This is a genomic window from Streptomyces sp. NPDC030995, assembly GCF_055571215.1.
In genome coordinates this window covers 1-16,007 of record NZ_JBVIFS010000043.1, presented here as the reverse complement: position 1 = coordinate 16,007, position 16,007 = coordinate 1, and the positions used below count along the sequence as shown (strand labels likewise).

The window sequence follows — 16,007 nt, the reverse complement described above, 5'->3', positions numbered from 1 at the left end:
TGCCGATGGGCGCGGTGTATCCGAACCGGGCCCTGGTCTCGACCGTGATGCCGGTGCGGGTGGCGGCCTGCTGCCGGCGGCGCCCGCGGGCGCGCACAGTGGAGTCGATCCGGTCGGTGATCTCCTTGGGCGGCTCCCGCGTGAAGGTCTCGCGGTCCGCGCGCTCCAGGGCGTCAGGAAATCGAGCGGGGAGGTGCTGGGCGAGGCGTACACGACGCAGTCGGACAGTACGCCGAGCGGGTACTGACCTGTGGCCTTCGCCACGTTGGCCATCTTGCGGTGCATGTTGACGCGGGCTTTGGAGATGACCGCAGCCCGGATGCCCGGGCGCCAGGTCGGCCGCTCCAGAGCCGGCCAGCCTCGATCGGTTGCACCCGGCACCGAGCTCCCTGGCGTAGGCGACGGTGTGCGTCTGGTACCAGGCCGGGCCCTCGGGCCGCTTGCCGGACGGCGTGAACGGCGACGGCAGGCGCGGGTCCAGATCGATGGGGGAGAGGTCCACCAGCCAGGAGCCGGGGATCTTCTTGTTGAGCAGGTCCACGTCACGCGCCCACTGGAACGCCTCCTCGTCCAGGAAGCCCCCCTGCCAGCCCTGCGCGGGTCGGCGGGCGCAGCGCGGTCATCAACTCCAGCCCGGAGACGGCGGTGGAACCGCGCGGGGTGAGAACCCGGGCCGCGTACGTACCGAGTACGCGGGCGATGTCGGCCGGCTCCATGTCGGTGACGCCGGGCCAGGACCGGGCGTCGAGCGCGTCCCAGGACAGGACGGCGAGCTGTACGCACTGGCGCTGACCGGCATTCGCCGGACGGTAGATCCGCACTCACGGCCCGAACCCGCGCTGCGTCAGCTTCCACTTCGCCTTGGCGAGCTCCTTCAGGACCAGGTGGACCTCCGGCAGCCGCAGCGAGCGGCGGCGCGCCTCCGGGACTGAACGGGCTGTCTAGCCAGGGCACTTGGTAGTTGCGGCGGCGGCCGCCCGCTTGGCATTCCTAGAACTCCTAGGGTATACCTAGGGATCCTAGGATGGATTGTGGAGGAGGGCGCATGGCGCGGGCCGGGCTGACGGCGGAGCGGGTGACGATCGCGGGCGCGGAGCTGGCGGACGAGGCCGGCTTCGACCAGGTGACGATGTCGCGGGTGGCGAGGCGGCTGGGTGTGAAGGACGCGAGCCTCTACACGCACGTCCGCAGTCTGGAGGATCTACGCGGACGGATCGCGCTGCTGGCGGCGGACGAGAAGACCATCCGTATCGCGGAGGCGACCACCGGGCTGGCGGGCAAGGACGCGCTGGTGGCCTTTGCCAACGCCTGGCGGGAGTACGCCCACAAGCGTCCGGGCCGCTACATGGCGACGCAGACCCCGATCCAGATCGACCCCGAGCTGGCCGCACAAGCGGCCGGACCGCGGCGCGCGGTCGAGCTGACCTACGGCATGCTGCGCGGCTACGGACTGGCCGAGCCCGACCTGACCGACGCGGTCCGGTTGCTGCGCAGCACGTTCCACGGGTTCGTCGCCTTGGAGGCCGCGGGAGGGTTCGCGCACGAGCGTTCGCCGCAACACTCCTGGGTTCGCGCCCTCGACGCCCTGCACACCCTCCTGGAGCACTGGCCCCCGTCCCGAGAAGGAGACTCCTCATGACCGCCCCGACCATCGGCAGCCTGCGCGTGAACGGCGCGACCCTGCACTACGAAGTGCGCGGCCAGGGACCGCTCCTGCTCCTGATCCCCGGAGGGGCGGGCGGTGCGGCCTCCTTCGACGGCATCGCCGACGACCTGGCCGCCGAGTACACAGTCGCGACCTACGACCCGCGCGGCATGTCCCGAAGCACACTGGACGACCCCGAGGCCGAGCAGCACGTCGCCGAACACGCCGACGACGCCTTCCGGATGCTCGAACTGCTCTCGCCCGGCAAGCCCGCCCGGGTGTTCGGCGCCAGCTCGGGCGCGATCGCCGCCCTGCACCTGCTCACCACCCATCCCGAACGCGTCGAGCGCCTCGTGGCGCACGAGCCGCCGGTGGTGGAAGTCCTGCCGGACGCCTGCGAACATCGCGCGCTCATCGCGCGCGTGCAGGAAACGCTCCGCACACAGGGGCTGATGCCGGCGATGGCCGTGTTCGCCGCGGGCCTGAAGAAGGGCGGCGACATCACCGAGCCGAAGGCCGAGGTCAAGCTTCCGCCCCAGGCAGCGGCCCGCGCCGAGCGGACGATGGCCAACCTGCCGTACTTCGTGGGGCGCATCGTGCCCGCCTTCATGTCCTACGTCCCGGACATCCATCGGCTGGAGGCGCTGTCGGACCGGCTCGTGCTCGCCTGCGGCCAGGACCCACGCGGCGAACTGCCCTACCGGCCGGCCGCCTTCCTGGCCGAGCATCTCGGTACGGAACTCCTGCACTTCCCCGGCGGGCACACCGGCCTGACCACGCATCCCGCCGAGTCCGGCGAACTCCTCCAAAAGGCCTTCCGCGCCTGAGGCCTGGCGCAACCGCTTCATGGCGACGGCCGACCGCTGGCTCCCGGCCCCTTGGCCCGGCGAGGGCGAAGGCCTCCACTGCGTGAGCGTCTTGGGCCCACCCCGCCTGGTCGGCTGCGGACGGAGCCGACCGGATTTGAACCGGCGTCCTCGCGATTTTGGAGACCGCGCGCGTCGACCTCTGCGCTACGGCTCCGCCCGCCCTGCATCCTAGGGGCCGCGGACCTCACAGCGGGACACCGGGCTGTGCCGCGCCTGGCTGGTCGGCTTCCGTGCATCTCGTACCGACTGGTAATTCCAGCCAATTATTGCCATGCCCCTGACAGGCTCCTGACAGTTCAGGGTGGCTGTGGGACTCTCCGGGCACGCACTCCGCACCCTCTGAGAGGCCCAGCGCCTCGCCTACCCCCACCAGTACGTGGCATGGAGGAGCGAATGATGAGGCACAGCACACCCATCGCGCGCAGCAACCGCATCGCACGTATCGCCGGGATCGCGACGCTGGTCGTCGCGGCGGCCTTCACCGGTACCGGCACCGCCCTCGCGCACGGCCCCGGCGTCGCGGCCGCCGACCTGAAGGTCGACGGCGTGATCGTGGTCGCCGGCAACAGCTGCAGCTGGACGAACGCGAGCACCAGCGCCGCTGCCCCGAACGCCCTCACCGTCGACCGAACCACGATCAACGCGCCGGGAGGCAACCTGGCTTGTGGTGGCGGAATCACCGCCAGTCTCAACAACAATCCCGCCTTCACCTTCGACGACGCAGCCGGCACCGCGCGGACCGATCTGATCGACATCACCGGCAAACAGAGCTTCATCTCCTGCCGCTACAAGGCGACGAACATCGCGTGGGACCGCGACGGGACGAGCCGCAAGTACATCAACCGGGCCTTCACCGCCGCCAAGACCTCGGGCAGCTTCCTGTGTCCGGGCTCGGTCACCACCCCGGCGGGGGACGCGTCCATGCTGTTCCGCTGAGCCGGGCGACCCAACCACGGCCGCCTCCTGGGCGGGTTCCGGCGGCGTGTGCCCTTGGCAGCGGACTCCCGAGATCCGGGTGATGCGCGGGGCGCGGGGCGCGGGGCGGGCTCGAGTTCCAGGGCCCGCTCCGGACCCTGCCGAGCCGCCCCAGGAGGAGGCCCACGCCTCATGTGGTCGGTGCCGCGCCGGTCGCCATGCACCGCAGTGGCGGCTGCCAGGCCGTCATCGACCACCTCCGCGGGCCGCGGCCCGCCGCGGGCGGCTACGGCAAGGCGGGGTGAACACCCGCCTCCGTGCCGGGGCCGCCTCGCTAGTGCTGCGACCGGAAAGGTTTGCCGGGTCGCGGCCCCCGGCACGGCACCTCGCCGCGTTGTCGGACCGCGCCGGTACGTCCAGGACGAGCCGCGGCCCTCCGCCTTGCGATGCGTCCCCTAGGCCCTGCGGGCCTGGGGAGGCCCCATGGCACCGGACGCCGCGACCCGGCAAACCTTTCCGGCCACAGCACTAGCTGCGTGCGCTGATCGGCCGGCTCAGCGGACTCGGTCGTAGACGAGAGCCAGTGTGCCGTGCTCGCCCGCGGCCTGGCTGACGAGCTCCCACTGCCCCGCGGGCAGGCCGTCATCGAAGAGGCGCGGCCCACCGCCGAGGAAGACCGGGAAGATCGTGAGTGCCAGCCGGTCGACCTTGTCGGCCGCCAGCAGCGCCTTGATGACGCTCGCGCTGGAGAGCACGAGAATGTCGCCGCCTTCGGTCGCCCTGAGGTCCGCGACCACGTCGGCGGCCGGCTTGTCGACGATCGTCGTCCGCTCCCACGGCGCCTCGCCGAGGGTGGAAGAGAGGACGACCTTGTCGGTGTCGACGAGCCACTTCGCGAAGCCCTCGTCGCGCGGGTCGGCCCCCTCCATGCCGATGACGGTGGGCCAGAATCCGAGGAACCCCACGGCGTTGACCCGCCCGAGCAGGGCCGTCGTCGCCGGCTCCCAGAGGCTGGTCAGGTGGTCGCGGGCGACGTCGGTGTGGGCGTACGGCATCACCCAGCCCATGTCCTGAGGGTTCCCCGGCCGGGCGTAGTGCCCGTCGAGGGAGAGGCTCATGTTGGTGACGACCCTGCGGCCGGCGGTCTGCTCCGTCACTTCGTGCTCCTTGTCTCGGTGGCGTGCGGGTCCGCGGCGAGGATCGCCGCGAGCCTGTCGAGGCTCTGGCCGAAGCCGATTTCGATGCCGGCGATGAAGTCCGCGGCGTCGACCGTGCTGTCGGCGATCCGCCAATGGACATCGAGCTCCGTGCCGGTGCCGGTGCCGGTGCCGGTATCGGGGTCTGTGGGCCGCAGGCCCAGCTCGACGTGGGCCGTGAAGGCGAGGCCCCCGTCGGGAAGCAGCGGGGAGAGCCGGTAGGCCAGGCACTCACCGGGGCGTACCTCTTCGACGACTCCCTCCGCGCGCCCGGCGACCAGGTCGGAGCCGTCGGCGTCCTCGACATCTCGGTACTCCAGGACTACCCGTCCACCCGGCCGTGCCTCGAAGACGAGGTCGGAGACGCGGAGGTCCTCGGGCGTCCACCACTGGGCGAGCAGGGAGGCCTCGCTCAGGTGGCGCCAGACCAGCTCGGGGCGCCCCGCCAGAGAGCGGACGAAGCTGAACGAGCGTCCGTCGGCCCACCCCCGCTCCTGCGCGGCGAGGCGCTCGGCACGGAGGCCGAGCCCGTAGCGGTCGTAGGTCGTGTGCGAGCCGCCGGCCTGCTCCACGGTGTCGGCCAGCCGGCTGAGCGCAGCCGCCAGGTCCCGCAGGGCAGCGGGCCGGAGCGCGTAGACGCGGCGCTGGCCGACGCGCTGGGAAGTGACGACGCCGGCGCGCTCCAGGGTCTGCAGGTGCTTGGTCGTCTGCGGCTGGCGTGCCTCGGCGAGCTGGGCGAGGACGCCGACCGAGCGGGGCCGCTCGGCCAGCAGGGTCACGAGCCGCCAGCGTGCCGGGTCGGCCAGCGCGGTGAGGAGTGCGTCCATGGCAGCAAGTATTCTCGCCTGAGAATATTCGTGTCAAGGAATAATTCGCCTCCTGCCGCCCCCGGCGCACGGGGAGACCTGACCGTCGAGTGCGCCTGTGGGTGGCCAGTAGAATCGACGGCTGTGGCGGATACCCAGTACGAAGACCTGTTGCGGCTGGTGCTCACCTCCGGGACGGCCAAAGCCGACCGGACGGGCACGGGCACCCGAAGTGTCTTCGGGCACCAACTGCGCTATGACCTCTCTCAGGGGTTCCCGCTGGTCACCACCAAGAAGGTGCACCTCAAGTCCATCGTGTACGAGCTGCTGTGGTTCCTGCGCGGCGACTCGAACGTCGGCTGGCTGCACGAGCACGGCGTCAGCATCTGGGACGAATGGGCGGACGCGGACGGCGAGCTCGGCCCGGTCTACGGTGTGCAGTGGCGCTCCTGGCCCACCCCGGACGGCGCGCACATCGACCAGATCAGCGAGATCCTCGACACCCTGCGCCGCGACCCGGATTCCCGCCGGATGATCGTCTCCGCCTGGAACGTCGCCGAGCTGCCCAAGATGGCGCTCGCGCCGTGTCACGCCTTCTTCCAGTTCTACGTCGCCGACGGCAAGCTCTCCTGTCAGCTGTACCAGCGCAGCGCGGACCTGTTCCTCGGCGTCCCGTTCAACATCGCCAGCTACGCCCTGCTCACCCACATGGTGGCGCAGCAGGCCGGCCTCGAACCGGGCGACTTCATCTGGACCGGCGGTGACTGCCACATCTACGACAACCACACCGAGCAGGTGACCGAGCAGCTCTCGCGCACCCCGTTCGACTTCCCCGGACTGCGCCTGCGCCAAGCCGACTCCCTCTTCGACTACGCCTACTCCGATGTGGAAGTCCTCGACTACCAGCACCACCCCGCCATCAAGGCCCCGGTCGCCGTATGAACATCGGACTGATCTGGGCGCAGACCCTCGACGGCGTGATCGGCGCGGACAACGCGATTCCGTGGCGGCTGCCCGAGGACTTGGCGCACTTCAAGGCGACCACCCTCGGCCACCCCGTGGTGATGGGGCGCAAAACGTGGGATTCACTGCCTCCGCGCTTCCGCCCGCTGTCCGGCAGGCGCAACATCGTGGTGACGCGCGATCCACAGTGGGCGGCCGAAGGAGCGGAGCGCGCCGGGTCCATCGCCCAGGCACTGGAACTCGCGGCCGAGTCGCCGGAACCGGCCGCCCCTGCTGAGGCGTGGGTGATCGGCGGCGGTGAAATCTACCGTGCCGCCCTGGCCCACGCCACGATGCTCTCGGTGACCGAGGTCGACTCGCCGGTGAACGGCGACACCTACGCTCCGGTACCGGACGCGACGTGGAGCCTCGCCGAAGACGGGGGCTGGCAGTCCTCGAAGTCCGGGTTGCGCTACCGCATCCGCAGGTACGACCGGTGACAGCCAACTCCCGCTCCTAGCACCGGCTACCTGGCCACCGGAGCGTACGGCGCCGCGGCCACCGCGTCCGGCACCGCCCACGGGCGGTCCTGTTCGAAGGTCCGGAGCAGGTCCGCCGCGACGCTCACCGCGATCGTGGCGGGTTCCTTGCCGATGATCCCCGTGATTCCGATCGGGGTCTTGATCCGGTCGATGGTGGCGGCGTCGTGGCCACCCTCGGTGGCCAGGCGTTGCCGGAAGCGCGCCCATTTGGCGGCCGAGCCGATCAATCCGATCGAGCCGAGACCGGCGGTGCGCAAGGCGGCGTCGCACAGTGCGGCGTCCTCGGCGTGATCGTGGGTCATGACCAGGACATGAGTGCCGGGTGGCAGCTCCGTGAGCACCTCTTCCGGAAGCAGCGGTGTGTGGCGCACGTGGATCTGCGCCACCGCATCCGCGAGCACACCGAGCCGCTCGTCGGTGAGCATGTCGGGGCGGGTGTCGATCAGGTACAGATCGAGGTTGTGGCGGGCCAGGATGCGTGCCAGCTCCAGTCCGACGTGCCCGACGCCGAAGACGGCCACCGCTTGGACCACAGGCAGCGGTTCGAGCAGTACGGTGACGGCTCCGCCGCAGCACTGCACGCCGTGCCGGCCGGTGACCTTGTCGTTGAGGGCGAACTCCATCAGCTCCGGCTCCGGATCGGCCGTGCCGTTCAACTCGCGCGCCCGATCGATGGCGACGGCCTCGATGTTGCCGCCGCCGATCGAACCCCAGGTCTCGGTCGGACCCACGACGAGCTTGGCACCGGCCCGGCGGGGCGCGTGGCCGCGCACGGTCGCGACGGTCACGAGCACGCCGGGTTCCCGGCGTGCCCGCAACCGCGCGACCGCGGCCACCCATGTCATGTCAGGCATTGCTCAAAGCGGTTGCATCGGCGGGAGCCTCGCTGCCGCCCAGCGCGTGACCGTCGTGCTGCACGCCGCCCTGGCGGGCCGCTTCGATCGCCCAGTACACCGCCTCCGGTGTCGCGGGGGAGGCGAGTTCCACGCTGACTCCGACCGGCCCGAACGCCGCGGCGGCCTGCCGCAGGGCTTCGCGCACCGAGAACGCCAGCATCAGCGGAGGCTCACCCACCGCCTTGGACCCGTAGACCGCACCCTCTTCGGTGGCGTTCTCCATCAGCGTGACGTTGAACTCCTCGGGCATCTCCGAGAAGCTCGGCAGCTTGTACGTGCTCGCTGCCTGGGTCAGCAGCCGGCCGCGGTTCGGCCCGTCACCGCTGTCCCAGCGCAGGTCCTCAAGCGTCAGCCAGCCCGCTCCCTGCACGAAACCGCCCTCGACCTGACCGATGTCGATCATCGGGGAGAGGCTGTCGCCGACATCGTGCACGATGTCCACGCGCCGGATGCGGTACGCGCCCGTGAAGCCGTCCACCTCCACTTCGGTCGCGGCGGCCCCGTAGGAGAAGTACTTGAACGGCGAACCCTGGAACGCCTTCGCGTCCCAATGCAGACCCTCGGTCCGGTAGAAACCGGCCGCCGACAACTGGACTCGCTGGAAGTACGCGGTGCGCACCAGGTCGTCCCAGGCCAGCTCCTTGTCGCTGCCGAGGGTGCGCGCGACGCCCTCGACGATGCGCACGTCCGAGGCGTTCGCACCCAGCTGGGTGCCGGCCACTTGAAGCAGCCGCTCGCGGATCTGCTCGCAGGCGTTCTTCACCGCCGCACCGTTCAGGTCCGCTCCGGAACTGGCAGCGGTGGCCGAGGTGTTGGGTACCTTGTCGGTTCGCGTCGGGGCCAGCCGCACCTTGTGCAGCGGGATACCCAGCGTGGTCGCGGCCACCTGCAGCATCTTGGTGTGCAGGCCCTGGCCCATCTCGGTCCCGCCGTGGTTGATCAGGACCGAGCCGTCCTTGTAGATCAGCACCAGCGCACCGGCCTGGTTGAAAGCGGTGAGGTTGAACGAGATGCCGAACTTGATGCCGGTGATCGCGAGCGCCCGCTTGGTGTTCGGGTGCGCGGTGTTGAAAGCGGCGATCTCGCGCTTCCGATCGGCGATGCCCCCGTTGTCCTGAACCTCCTGCCAGACGGCGGAGATCCGTTCGGGGTGAGCGACCGGCTGTCCGTACGGCGTCGACTGGCCCTGCCGGTAGAAGTTGCGTTCCCGCAACTCGATCGGATCCAGGCCGAGCAGCGGCGCGCACCGGCCCATGATGTCCTCGATCACCAGCATGCCCTGCGGTCCGCCGAAGCCGCGGAAGGCGGTGTTGGAGACCTTGTTGGTCTTGGCGATGCGACCGGTGACGCGCGCGTTGGGAATCCAGTAGGTGTTGTCGATGTGGCACAGAGCGCGGGCCACCACCGGCTCGGACAGGTCCAGGCTCCAGCCGCCGTCCGCGGTCAAGGTGGCGTCCAGGGCCTGGATGCGGCCGTCGGCATCGAAGCCGATCTTCCACTCGGCGTGGAACCCGTGCCGCTTGCCGGACATGGTCAGGTCCTGGGTCCGGTTGAGGCGGACCCGGACCGGCCGGCCCGTCAGCTTGGCGCCGAGCGCGGCGACGGCCGCGAACCCGTGGGGCTGCATCTCCTTGCCGCCGAAGCCGCCGCCCATGCGCAGGCACTGCACGGTCACCTCGTGACTGTGCAGGCCGAGCACGTGCGCGACGATCTCCTGGGTTTCCGAAGGATGCTGGGTGCTGCTCTGGACGAACAGCTGCCCGCCCTCGTCGACGAGGGCCAGCGCCGCATGCGTCTCCAGGTAGAAGTGCTCCTGGTCGGAGAACTGGAACTCGCCGGTGAACACGTGCGCGGAGTCGGCGAACCCGGCGTCGACATCGCCGGTCAGCATCACGGGCCGGGCGCCGTGGAAGCTTCCGGCCGCGATCGCTTCCTGCAGGGTGACCAGGGAGGGCTGTTCGTCGAGTTCCACCTCGACGGCCGCCGCACCGAGCCGGGCCGCCTCCAGGGTCTCGGCGAGCACCCAGGCGACCGCGTGGCCGTGGAACATGACCTCGTCCGGGAACAGCGGTTCGTCGTGCTTCATTCCGGCATCGTTGACGCCCGGTACGTCGGCACCGGTCAGCACGCGAACCACTCCGGGCACGGCGAGCGCGGGCTCGGTGCGCAGCGCGGTGATCCTGCCGTGGGCCTTCATGACCTGGACCGGGTAGGCGTGCAGCACGTCCTTGGTGCGATGGACCAGGTCGTCGGTGTAGAGCGCGGCGCCGGTGACGTGCAGGTTGGCGCTCTCGTGCGGCATGGAAACGCCGACGACGGGCTTTTCGGGACGCTCGGACAAATGGCTCATGACGACACCGCCTCGGTGGTTCGCGCGTACAGCTTCAGCAGGCTCTGGCCGAGCATCGCGGAGCGGTAGCCGGCGCTGGCGCGGTGATCGTCCATCGGTGTGCCCTGGGCCTGCAGCACCCGGGCCGCGGCCTCGACGGTCTGCGCCGACCACGGCTTGCCCTCCAGGGCCGCCTCGGTGGCGAGGGCGCGGATGGGGGTGGCGGCCACGCCGCCCAGGCCGATGCGCGCCTTGCGGACGATCCCGTCCTCGACGTCGAGCGCGAACGCGACCGCCACGCTGGAGATGTCGTCGAAGCGCCGCTTGGCGATCTTGTGGAAGGCCGTGACCGGCGACAGCGGCAGCGGGATGCGCACCGCGCGGATCAGTTCGCCGGGACGGCGCACGCTCTGCCGGTAGCCGGTGAAGTAGTCGGAGAGGGGGACCTCGCGCTCACCGTCGACATCGGTGAGTACCACCGATGCCTCCAGCGCGAGCAGTACCGGCGGGCTGTCACCGATGGGGGAGCCGGTACCCAGGTTGCCGCCGAGGGTCGCACTGTTGCGGATGAGCCGGGATGCGAACTGCGGGAACAGCTCTGCCAGCAGCGGGATGCTGCCGTCGAGGCGGCGTTCGATTTCTGTGAGCGTCTGCGCCGCCCCGATCTCGATGTGGTCGGACCCGACTCGCAACTCCCGCATTTCGGGCAGCCGGTCGACCGCGACCACGCAATTCGCCCGGCGGGAACGGATGTTCACCTCCACGCCCCAGTCGGTGCTTCCGGCGACCACCACCGCTTCGGGCCGCTCGCGGAGCACCTGCAGCGCTTCGGCCAGGGTGCTCGGCCGCAGGAACGCGCTGTCGTCCTGGGTGTATGCGGTGGCGACCGGTTCGGGCGGGGACTGCTCGCGACGCTGCGCCAGGGCGTCGTCCTCGGTGGGCGCACCGACGGCGAACGCGGCGTCGCGAATCGGGCGGTATCCGGTGCAGCGGCACAGGTTTCCGCTCAGCGCGTGCAGATCGAAACCGTTCGGGCCGTGCTCGGAGTCGGTGCCGTCGGCCGAGTGCGAGTGCGAGTGCGAGTCCGAGTCCGCGTGCGCGCAGCGGTCGGACCGGTAGTACTCGGCGGCCATGCTGCAGACGAATCCCGGTGTGCAGTAACCGCATTGGGAGCCGCCGCGGACGGCCATCTCCTCCTGCACAGGGTGCAACGTGGCCGGCCCACCGGATTCGCCGGGGGTGGCGAGACCTTCGGAGGTGATGACCTCCTGACCGTCGAGCGCCGCGACCGGCACCAGGCAGGCGTTGACCGCCACCCAGTCGGTGGGCTTGTTCACCCCGGGTCGGGCCACCAGGACCGAACAGGCGCCGCATTCACCCTCGGCGCAGCCCTCCTTGGTGCCGGTGAGGCCGCGCTCGCGCAGGAAATCGAGCGCCGTGGTGTGGGGTGAAGCCGGTGAAATCGGTGTTTCTTTCCCGTTGACCGTGATCCGCGCCGCTACCATGGCACGTCCTCATTTCGGCGCGCGGTCGATCTGACTGTCCTAGTCGCCATTTCAGGAGCTTTCTACTTCGATGGTGCAGCCCGAGAACCCAGAGCGCAGCAAATCGGCACGCAACGACGTGCCGTAAACGGTGACAGAGATGGAAAGGTGCCGGGGCCACAATCGGGCACGCCGGCAAAGGGGGCTGCTCAGCAGCCGTGTGCTACACGACCCGGAGCCCAGGCGATCTGGTGAGCGAGGCGAGACAGCTCGGAGATGGTCGACATCCGGCTGCGCCTCCTTCCAGTAGCTCACGAATCGGTGCGGTCGAAGCTACGTCGCCGCGGGTTCATCGGTCAAGCCGATGTCGGTGAATTCCACGAAGGCGGGCCAGTGAGTGTGGCGGGTTCTCGTACGCGCAACCCATCGGGTGCGGGGGATCGGAAGCCCCGGCCGCCGCGGCCGACCGGGCCGACCCGGCCGGCAAGGGGCCGGGCCGGGTCGGTCGGCCGTGTCAGCGCACGGAGGTGAAGTCCCGCGAGGCGATGTATGCGGGGCGCCGCACCGGGGCGGCGAAGGGCTTCGCCGGGCGGTTCTCCACGCTGTTGAAGACGAGGAACACGTTGCTGCGCGGGTGGGGCGTGATGTTGTCACCCGAGCCGTGCATCGCGTTGCAGTCGAACCAGGTGGCCGAGCCCGCCTTGCCGGTGAAGAGCTTGATGCCGCAGGCCGAGGCGAACTTGGTCAGCGCCTCGTCCGACGGGGTGCCCGCATCCTGCATTTGGAGGGACTTCTTGTAGTTGTCCTTCGGCGTCGCACCCGCACAGCCCAGGAAGGTCCGGTGGGAGCCGGGCATGATCATCAGACCGCCGTTGGTGGTGTAGTTCGGCGTCAGGGCGATGGACACCGACACGGTGCGCATGTGCGGGAGGCCGTCCTCGGCGTGCCAGGTCTCGAAGTCGGAGTGCCAGTAGAAGCCACTGGCGCCGAAACCGGGCTTGACGTTGATCCGGGACTGGTGCACGTACACCTCCGAGCCCAGGATCTGTCGCGCCCTCCCCACGACGCGCGGATCGGCGGCGAGGGCCGCGAACACCTCGCTGATCCGGTGGACTTCGAAGACGGAGCGCACTTCCCGGGACTTCGGCTCCACGATGGACCGCTCGTCGGCCAGCGTCGAGGGGTCACGGAGCAGCCGGTCCATCTCGGCCCGGTAGACGTCCACCTCGTCGGGCGTGATGAGTTCGTCGACCGACAGGTAGCCGTCGCGCTCGAAGCTCTCCAACTCGTGGGCCCAGATGGGGCCGGGCGTGCCGGGCTCGGACCAGACGACGGGGTCCGCGCGGCCGGTGAGCACCTCCTCGGAGCCCCTGGTCGGATACAGGTCGTTCACGGTGCGGGTGGATGCGTTGGTCATGGTGGTGCCTGCCTCTCCTCTCTGCGAGTTTCCGTACGTCAGCTGTGGTCGGGTTCGGTGAGCAGCGGGTACACGCCGTTCTCGTCGTGGTCCTCCCGGCCGGTCACGGGCGGGTTGAAGACGCACAGGCAGCGGAACTCGTGCTTCACGCGCAGGGTGTGCCGCTCGTGGCCGTCGAGGAGGTACATGGTTCCCGGCGTGATCGTGTAGCTCCGGCCCGTCTCCTCGTCCGTGAGTTCGGCCTCCCCCGCCGTGCAGACCACGGCCTCCACGTGGTTCGCGTACCACATGGACGTCTCGGTGCCGGCGTACAGGACCGTCTCGTGCAGGGAGAAGCCGACGCGTTCCTTGGCCAGGACGATGCGCTTGCTCTCCCAGGTGCCGGATGCCGCTCTGACGTGGCGGTCGGTTCCCTCGATGTCCCGGAACGAGCGGACGATCATGGTGGTGCCCTTCGTGGTGTGTGGGGGGACTGGTCAGGCGGCTTCGTTGACGGAGCGGGCGAGGATGGCAAGGCCCTCGTCGAGTTCGTCGCCGGTGACGGTGAGCGGCGGAAGCAGCTTCACGACCTCGCCCTCGGGGCCCGAGGTCTCGACGAGGAGACCGTGCTCGAAGGCCCTCCGGCACACCTCCGCCGCGCGCTCCTTGTGGGTGAACTCGATGCCCCAGACCAGTCCACGTCCCCGGTACGTCGCGCCCAGCCGGCCGTGTTCGGCACACAGTTCGCGCAGCGCGTTCTCGATGCGTTCGCCCTGGACGAGGGTCCGCTCGCGCAGGACGCCGTCACCCCAGTACGTCTCCAGGGCCGCGGTCGCGGTGACGAACGCCGGGTTGTTGCCGCGGAAGGTGCCGTTGTGCTCGCCCGGCTCCCATACGTCCAGTTCGGGCTTGAACAGGCACAGGGACATGGGGAGTCCGTAGCCGCTGATGGACTTGGACAGCGTGACGATGTCGGGAGTGATGCCCGCCTCCTCGAAGGAGAAGAACTCGCCGGTCCGGCCGCAGCCCATCTGGATGTCGTCGACGATGAGCAGCATGTCGCGGCGTCGGCACAGGTCCGCGAGGGCGCGGAGCCATTCCGCGCGGGCGACGTTGACCCCGCCCTCGCCCTGGATCGTCTCGACGATGACCGCCGCCGGGTGGTTGAGGCCGGAGCCCTGGTCCTCGAGCAGGCGCTCGAACCAGAGGAAGTCGGGGGTCCTGCCGCCGAGGTAGTTGTCGAAGGGCATCGGCGTGCCGTGGACGAGGGGGATGCCGGCGCCGGCCCGTTTGAAGGCGTTGCCCGTGACGGCGAGCGAACCGAGCGACATGCCGTGGAAGGCGTTGGTGAAGGAGACGACCGATTCGCGGCCCTTGACCTTCCGCGCCAGCTTGAGTGCCGCTTCGACGGCGTTGGTCCCGGTGGGGCCCGGGAACATCACCTTGTAGGGCAGTGCTCGGGGTTCGAGGACGTGGGACCGGAAGGTCTCGAGGAATGCCCTCTTGGCGGTCGTCGACATGTCGAGGGCGTGCGTGATGCCGTCCCGCTCCAGGTAGTCGAGCAGGGCCCGCTTCAGGACGGGGTTGTTGTGGCCGTAGTTCAGGGACCCGGCGCCCGCGAAGAAGTCCAGGTAGCCGCGGCCGTCTTCGTCGTACAGCCGGCTTCCCGTGGCGCGCTCGAAGACGACGGGCCAGGCGCGGCAGTAGCTTCGCACCTCCGACTCCACGGTCTCGAAGACGGACAGGACCGGCTCGGTCATGGTCAAGGCAACTCTCCAATGAATGTGGGGGTGTTCGGTACGGGGTGTCCGGGGTGGCGGCCCGGACGGCTGCCGGCGCGGCTCGCGGCTCGCGGGCAGCGGACGGCGCACGGCGGGCTGCCGGGCGCAGCCGGGATCAGAAGTGGAGCGGCCCGATGCGGTGCAGGACCTCCGGGGCGTGCCCGCCCTCCGGGAACTCCTCTGCGGTGAACAACACTTCGCGCGTGAGCGTGGCGCCGTGTCGTGCGGCGTACGAGGCGAACAGCCGCTCCGACGCGAGGTTCCCGGGGGAGATGGTGGTCTCCAGGGAGCTCAATCCGTGTTCTGCCGCCACACGGGCGGAGAGGCCGTCGAGCAGGGCTCCGGCGACACCCAGGCCGCGGACGGATTCGTCGACGGCGATCTGCCAGATCAGCAGGGTTCCGGGGCTCTCGGGCCGCACGTATCCGTTGACGAATCCGACGGCGCGCCCGGACCGGTCGCGGGCCACCGCGGACGTGCCGGCGAAGTCACGGCACCAGAGGAGATAGCTGTAGGCCGAGTTGAGGTCCAGCGTCCTGGAGTCGCGAGCGAGACGCCACAGCAGGGGGCCGTCACCTGGGCGGGGGCGGTCGATGTGCATCGTCGAGGTGGTCGGAGTGGACAGGAGGGTTTTCCCGAAACGGGCTAGTTCTGCATGAGCAGTCATGCGGGCCGAAGTTACCCAGGGCTGGAGCAAATTGCATGGCCCTAAGGGGTTACGGAACCGGCATGACTCGTGATAGTTGCAGATGCCTTCCAGGGATCGTGAAGCGCTAGCAATGTGCCGATCATTCTATGAAAAATACCGACATTTTAACCCCACCCTCGACTTTATAACGAGCGGATAACGTCTTTGCCGTGTCTCATATTTTCCACTTGAATGTGATGTCTTCGTCGGTCGGTCGGGGGTTTCGTTCACAGCTGCGCGGTTATACGCGACCGAGCGCCGGCGCCCGGCTGGCGCGACGGGCGCGGGGTGCAGCCCTCAGCGAGACGGACGGAGCGCCGATGACAGCCGCAGGCCACAGGTCCCGGGTGCGGGATGCGGACACCGCACCTGCTCGCCCTGGCGGGACCTGCCGGACGAGCCCGGGCCGTTCCAGACCGCTCACTACTGAAATTGAATGAGTGGTGTCGGGCGCTGGTCAGGGTCAGCTGTCCATGATCAGTCCGGCTTGGGTGAGGCATCCGTCGATCAGGTGCGGT

14 protein-coding genes, 1 tRNA gene and 1 pseudogene are annotated in these 16,007 nt (G+C 69.6%); 5 read left to right on the top strand and 11 right to left on the bottom strand.

Going from position 1 to position 16,007, the window contains the following annotated elements:
* Nucleotides 1-135: 135 nt before the first annotated feature.
* Nucleotides 136-917 (bottom strand): annotated as a pseudogene (locus ACZ45T_RS35385) (hypothetical protein); the annotation flags it as partial.
* A gap of 128 nt (nucleotides 918-1,045) precedes the next feature.
* On the opposite strand from ACZ45T_RS35385, the gene ACZ45T_RS35380 reads away from it, so the two are divergent.
* Together ACZ45T_RS35380 and ACZ45T_RS35375 are read left to right on the top strand one after the other, a co-directional pair.
* Nucleotides 1,046-1,639, top strand: coding sequence for a TetR/AcrR family transcriptional regulator (locus tag ACZ45T_RS35380; RefSeq protein WP_468448242.1), 594 nt, complete (start codon nucleotides 1,046-1,048; stop codon nucleotides 1,637-1,639).
* Nucleotides 1,636-2,472, top strand: coding sequence for an alpha/beta fold hydrolase (locus ACZ45T_RS35375; RefSeq protein WP_468448241.1), 837 nt, complete (start codon nucleotides 1,636-1,638; stop codon nucleotides 2,470-2,472). The genes ACZ45T_RS35380 and ACZ45T_RS35375 overlap by 4 nt, the downstream gene beginning before the upstream one ends.
* Before the next feature lie 121 nt (nucleotides 2,473-2,593).
* Here ACZ45T_RS35375 and ACZ45T_RS35370 read toward each other — a convergent pair.
* A tRNA-Trp gene (locus ACZ45T_RS35370) sits at nucleotides 2,594-2,668 on the bottom strand.
* Nucleotides 2,669-2,910: 242 nt separating this feature from the next.
* On the opposite strand from ACZ45T_RS35370, the gene ACZ45T_RS35365 reads away from it, so the two are divergent.
* Entirely contained in the window at nucleotides 2,911-3,450 is a 540-nt protein-coding gene (locus ACZ45T_RS35365) for a hypothetical protein (protein ID WP_468448240.1), read from the top strand.
* 533 nt (nucleotides 3,451-3,983) lie between these two features.
* On the opposite strand, the gene ACZ45T_RS35360 is transcribed toward ACZ45T_RS35365, so the two are convergent.
* Together ACZ45T_RS35360 and ACZ45T_RS35355 are read right to left on the bottom strand one after the other, a co-directional pair.
* Nucleotides 3,984-4,586, bottom strand: a complete 603-nt coding sequence (locus tag ACZ45T_RS35360; protein ID WP_468448239.1) for a dihydrofolate reductase family protein — start codon at nucleotides 4,584-4,586, stop codon at nucleotides 3,984-3,986.
* The gene (locus ACZ45T_RS35355) at nucleotides 4,583-5,452 is read right to left on the bottom strand and encodes a metalloregulator ArsR/SmtB family transcription factor (protein WP_468448238.1); all 870 of its coding nucleotides are present in this window, start codon (nucleotides 5,450-5,452) and stop codon (nucleotides 4,583-4,585) included. The genes ACZ45T_RS35360 and ACZ45T_RS35355 overlap by 4 nt, the downstream gene beginning before the upstream one ends.
* Before the next feature lie 123 nt (nucleotides 5,453-5,575).
* Here ACZ45T_RS35355 and ACZ45T_RS35350 point away from each other — a divergent pair, with 123 nt between their 5' ends.
* Nucleotides 5,576-6,373: a thymidylate synthase gene (locus tag ACZ45T_RS35350; protein WP_468448237.1), complete on the top strand. Its 798-nt coding sequence runs from the start codon at nucleotides 5,576-5,578 to the stop codon at nucleotides 6,371-6,373.
* Nucleotides 6,370-6,873, top strand: a complete 504-nt coding sequence (locus tag ACZ45T_RS35345; protein WP_468448236.1) for a dihydrofolate reductase — start codon at nucleotides 6,370-6,372, stop codon at nucleotides 6,871-6,873. Before ACZ45T_RS35350 ends, ACZ45T_RS35345 begins: the two co-directional genes overlap by 4 nt.
* A 26-nt stretch (nucleotides 6,874-6,899) precedes the next feature.
* On the opposite strand, the gene xdhC is transcribed toward ACZ45T_RS35345, so the two are convergent.
* The 7 genes from xdhC to ectA all read right to left on the bottom strand — a co-directional run bounded on the left by xdhC (nucleotide 6,900) and on the right by ectA (nucleotide 15,402).
* Nucleotides 6,900-7,760, bottom strand: coding sequence for a xanthine dehydrogenase accessory protein XdhC (gene xdhC / locus ACZ45T_RS35340; RefSeq protein ID WP_468448273.1), 861 nt, complete (start codon nucleotides 7,758-7,760; stop codon nucleotides 6,900-6,902).
* A gap of 1 nt (nucleotide 7,761) precedes the next feature.
* Nucleotides 7,762-10,161 (bottom strand): xanthine dehydrogenase molybdopterin binding subunit, encoded by a 2,400-nt coding sequence (xdhB, locus tag ACZ45T_RS35335; RefSeq protein ID WP_468448235.1) that lies wholly within the window; start codon nucleotides 10,159-10,161, stop codon nucleotides 7,762-7,764.
* Complete coding sequence (locus ACZ45T_RS35330; RefSeq protein ID WP_468448234.1) at nucleotides 10,158-11,645, bottom strand: xanthine dehydrogenase small subunit; 1,488 nt, start codon at nucleotides 11,643-11,645, stop codon at nucleotides 10,158-10,160. Before ACZ45T_RS35330 ends, xdhB begins: the two co-directional genes overlap by 4 nt.
* Nucleotides 11,646-12,138: 493 nt before the next feature.
* A complete protein-coding gene (gene thpD, locus ACZ45T_RS35325) occupies nucleotides 12,139-13,041 on the bottom strand; it encodes an ectoine hydroxylase (RefSeq protein ID WP_468448233.1) in 903 nt (300 codons plus the stop codon).
* A 38-nt stretch (nucleotides 13,042-13,079) separates the two neighbouring features.
* Nucleotides 13,080-13,484, bottom strand: a complete 405-nt coding sequence (locus tag ACZ45T_RS35320; RefSeq protein WP_468448232.1) for an ectoine synthase — start codon at nucleotides 13,482-13,484, stop codon at nucleotides 13,080-13,082.
* Between the two features lie 33 nt (nucleotides 13,485-13,517).
* On the bottom strand, nucleotides 13,518-14,786 hold the full coding sequence (gene ectB / locus ACZ45T_RS35315; protein WP_468448231.1) for a diaminobutyrate--2-oxoglutarate transaminase: 1,269 nt from the start codon (nucleotides 14,784-14,786) through the stop codon (nucleotides 13,518-13,520).
* Nucleotides 14,787-14,916: 130 nt separating this feature from the next.
* A complete protein-coding gene (gene ectA, locus ACZ45T_RS35310; RefSeq protein WP_468448272.1) occupies nucleotides 14,917-15,402 on the bottom strand; it encodes a diaminobutyrate acetyltransferase in 486 nt (161 codons plus the stop codon).
* Nucleotides 15,403-16,007: the final 605 nt, after the last annotated feature.

What these genes read in the sequence shown, in the direction of transcription:
- ACZ45T_RS35320 (WP_468448232.1), bottom strand. Translation starts at nt 13,484, where the DNA reads ATGATCGTCCGCTCGTTCCGGGACATCGAGGGAACCGACCGCCACGTC.
- ACZ45T_RS35365 (WP_468448240.1), top strand. Translation starts at nt 2,911, where the DNA reads ATGAGGCACAGCACACCCATCGCGCGCAGCAACCGCATCGCACGTATC.
- ACZ45T_RS35380 (WP_468448242.1), top strand. Translation starts at nt 1,046, where the DNA reads ATGGCGCGGGCCGGGCTGACGGCGGAGCGGGTGACGATCGCGGGCGCG.
- xdhB (WP_468448235.1), bottom strand. Translation starts at nt 10,161, where the DNA reads ATGAGCCATTTGTCCGAGCGTCCCGAAAAGCCCGTCGTCGGCGTTTCC.
- ACZ45T_RS35345 (WP_468448236.1), top strand. Translation starts at nt 6,370, where the DNA reads ATGAACATCGGACTGATCTGGGCGCAGACCCTCGACGGCGTGATCGGC.
- ACZ45T_RS35355 (WP_468448238.1), bottom strand. Translation starts at nt 5,452, where the DNA reads ATGGACGCACTCCTCACCGCGCTGGCCGACCCGGCACGCTGGCGGCTC.
- thpD (WP_468448233.1), bottom strand. Translation starts at nt 13,041, where the DNA reads ATGACCAACGCATCCACCCGCACCGTGAACGACCTGTATCCGACCAGG.
- xdhC (WP_468448273.1), bottom strand. Translation starts at nt 7,760, where the DNA reads ATGACATGGGTGGCCGCGGTCGCGCGGTTGCGGGCACGCCGGGAACCC.
- ectA (WP_468448272.1), bottom strand. Translation starts at nt 15,402, where the DNA reads ATGCACATCGACCGCCCCCGCCCAGGTGACGGCCCCCTGCTGTGGCGT.
- ACZ45T_RS35375 (WP_468448241.1), top strand. Translation starts at nt 1,636, where the DNA reads ATGACCGCCCCGACCATCGGCAGCCTGCGCGTGAACGGCGCGACCCTG.
- ACZ45T_RS35330 (WP_468448234.1), bottom strand. Translation starts at nt 11,645, where the DNA reads ATGGTAGCGGCGCGGATCACGGTCAACGGGAAAGAAACACCGATTTCA.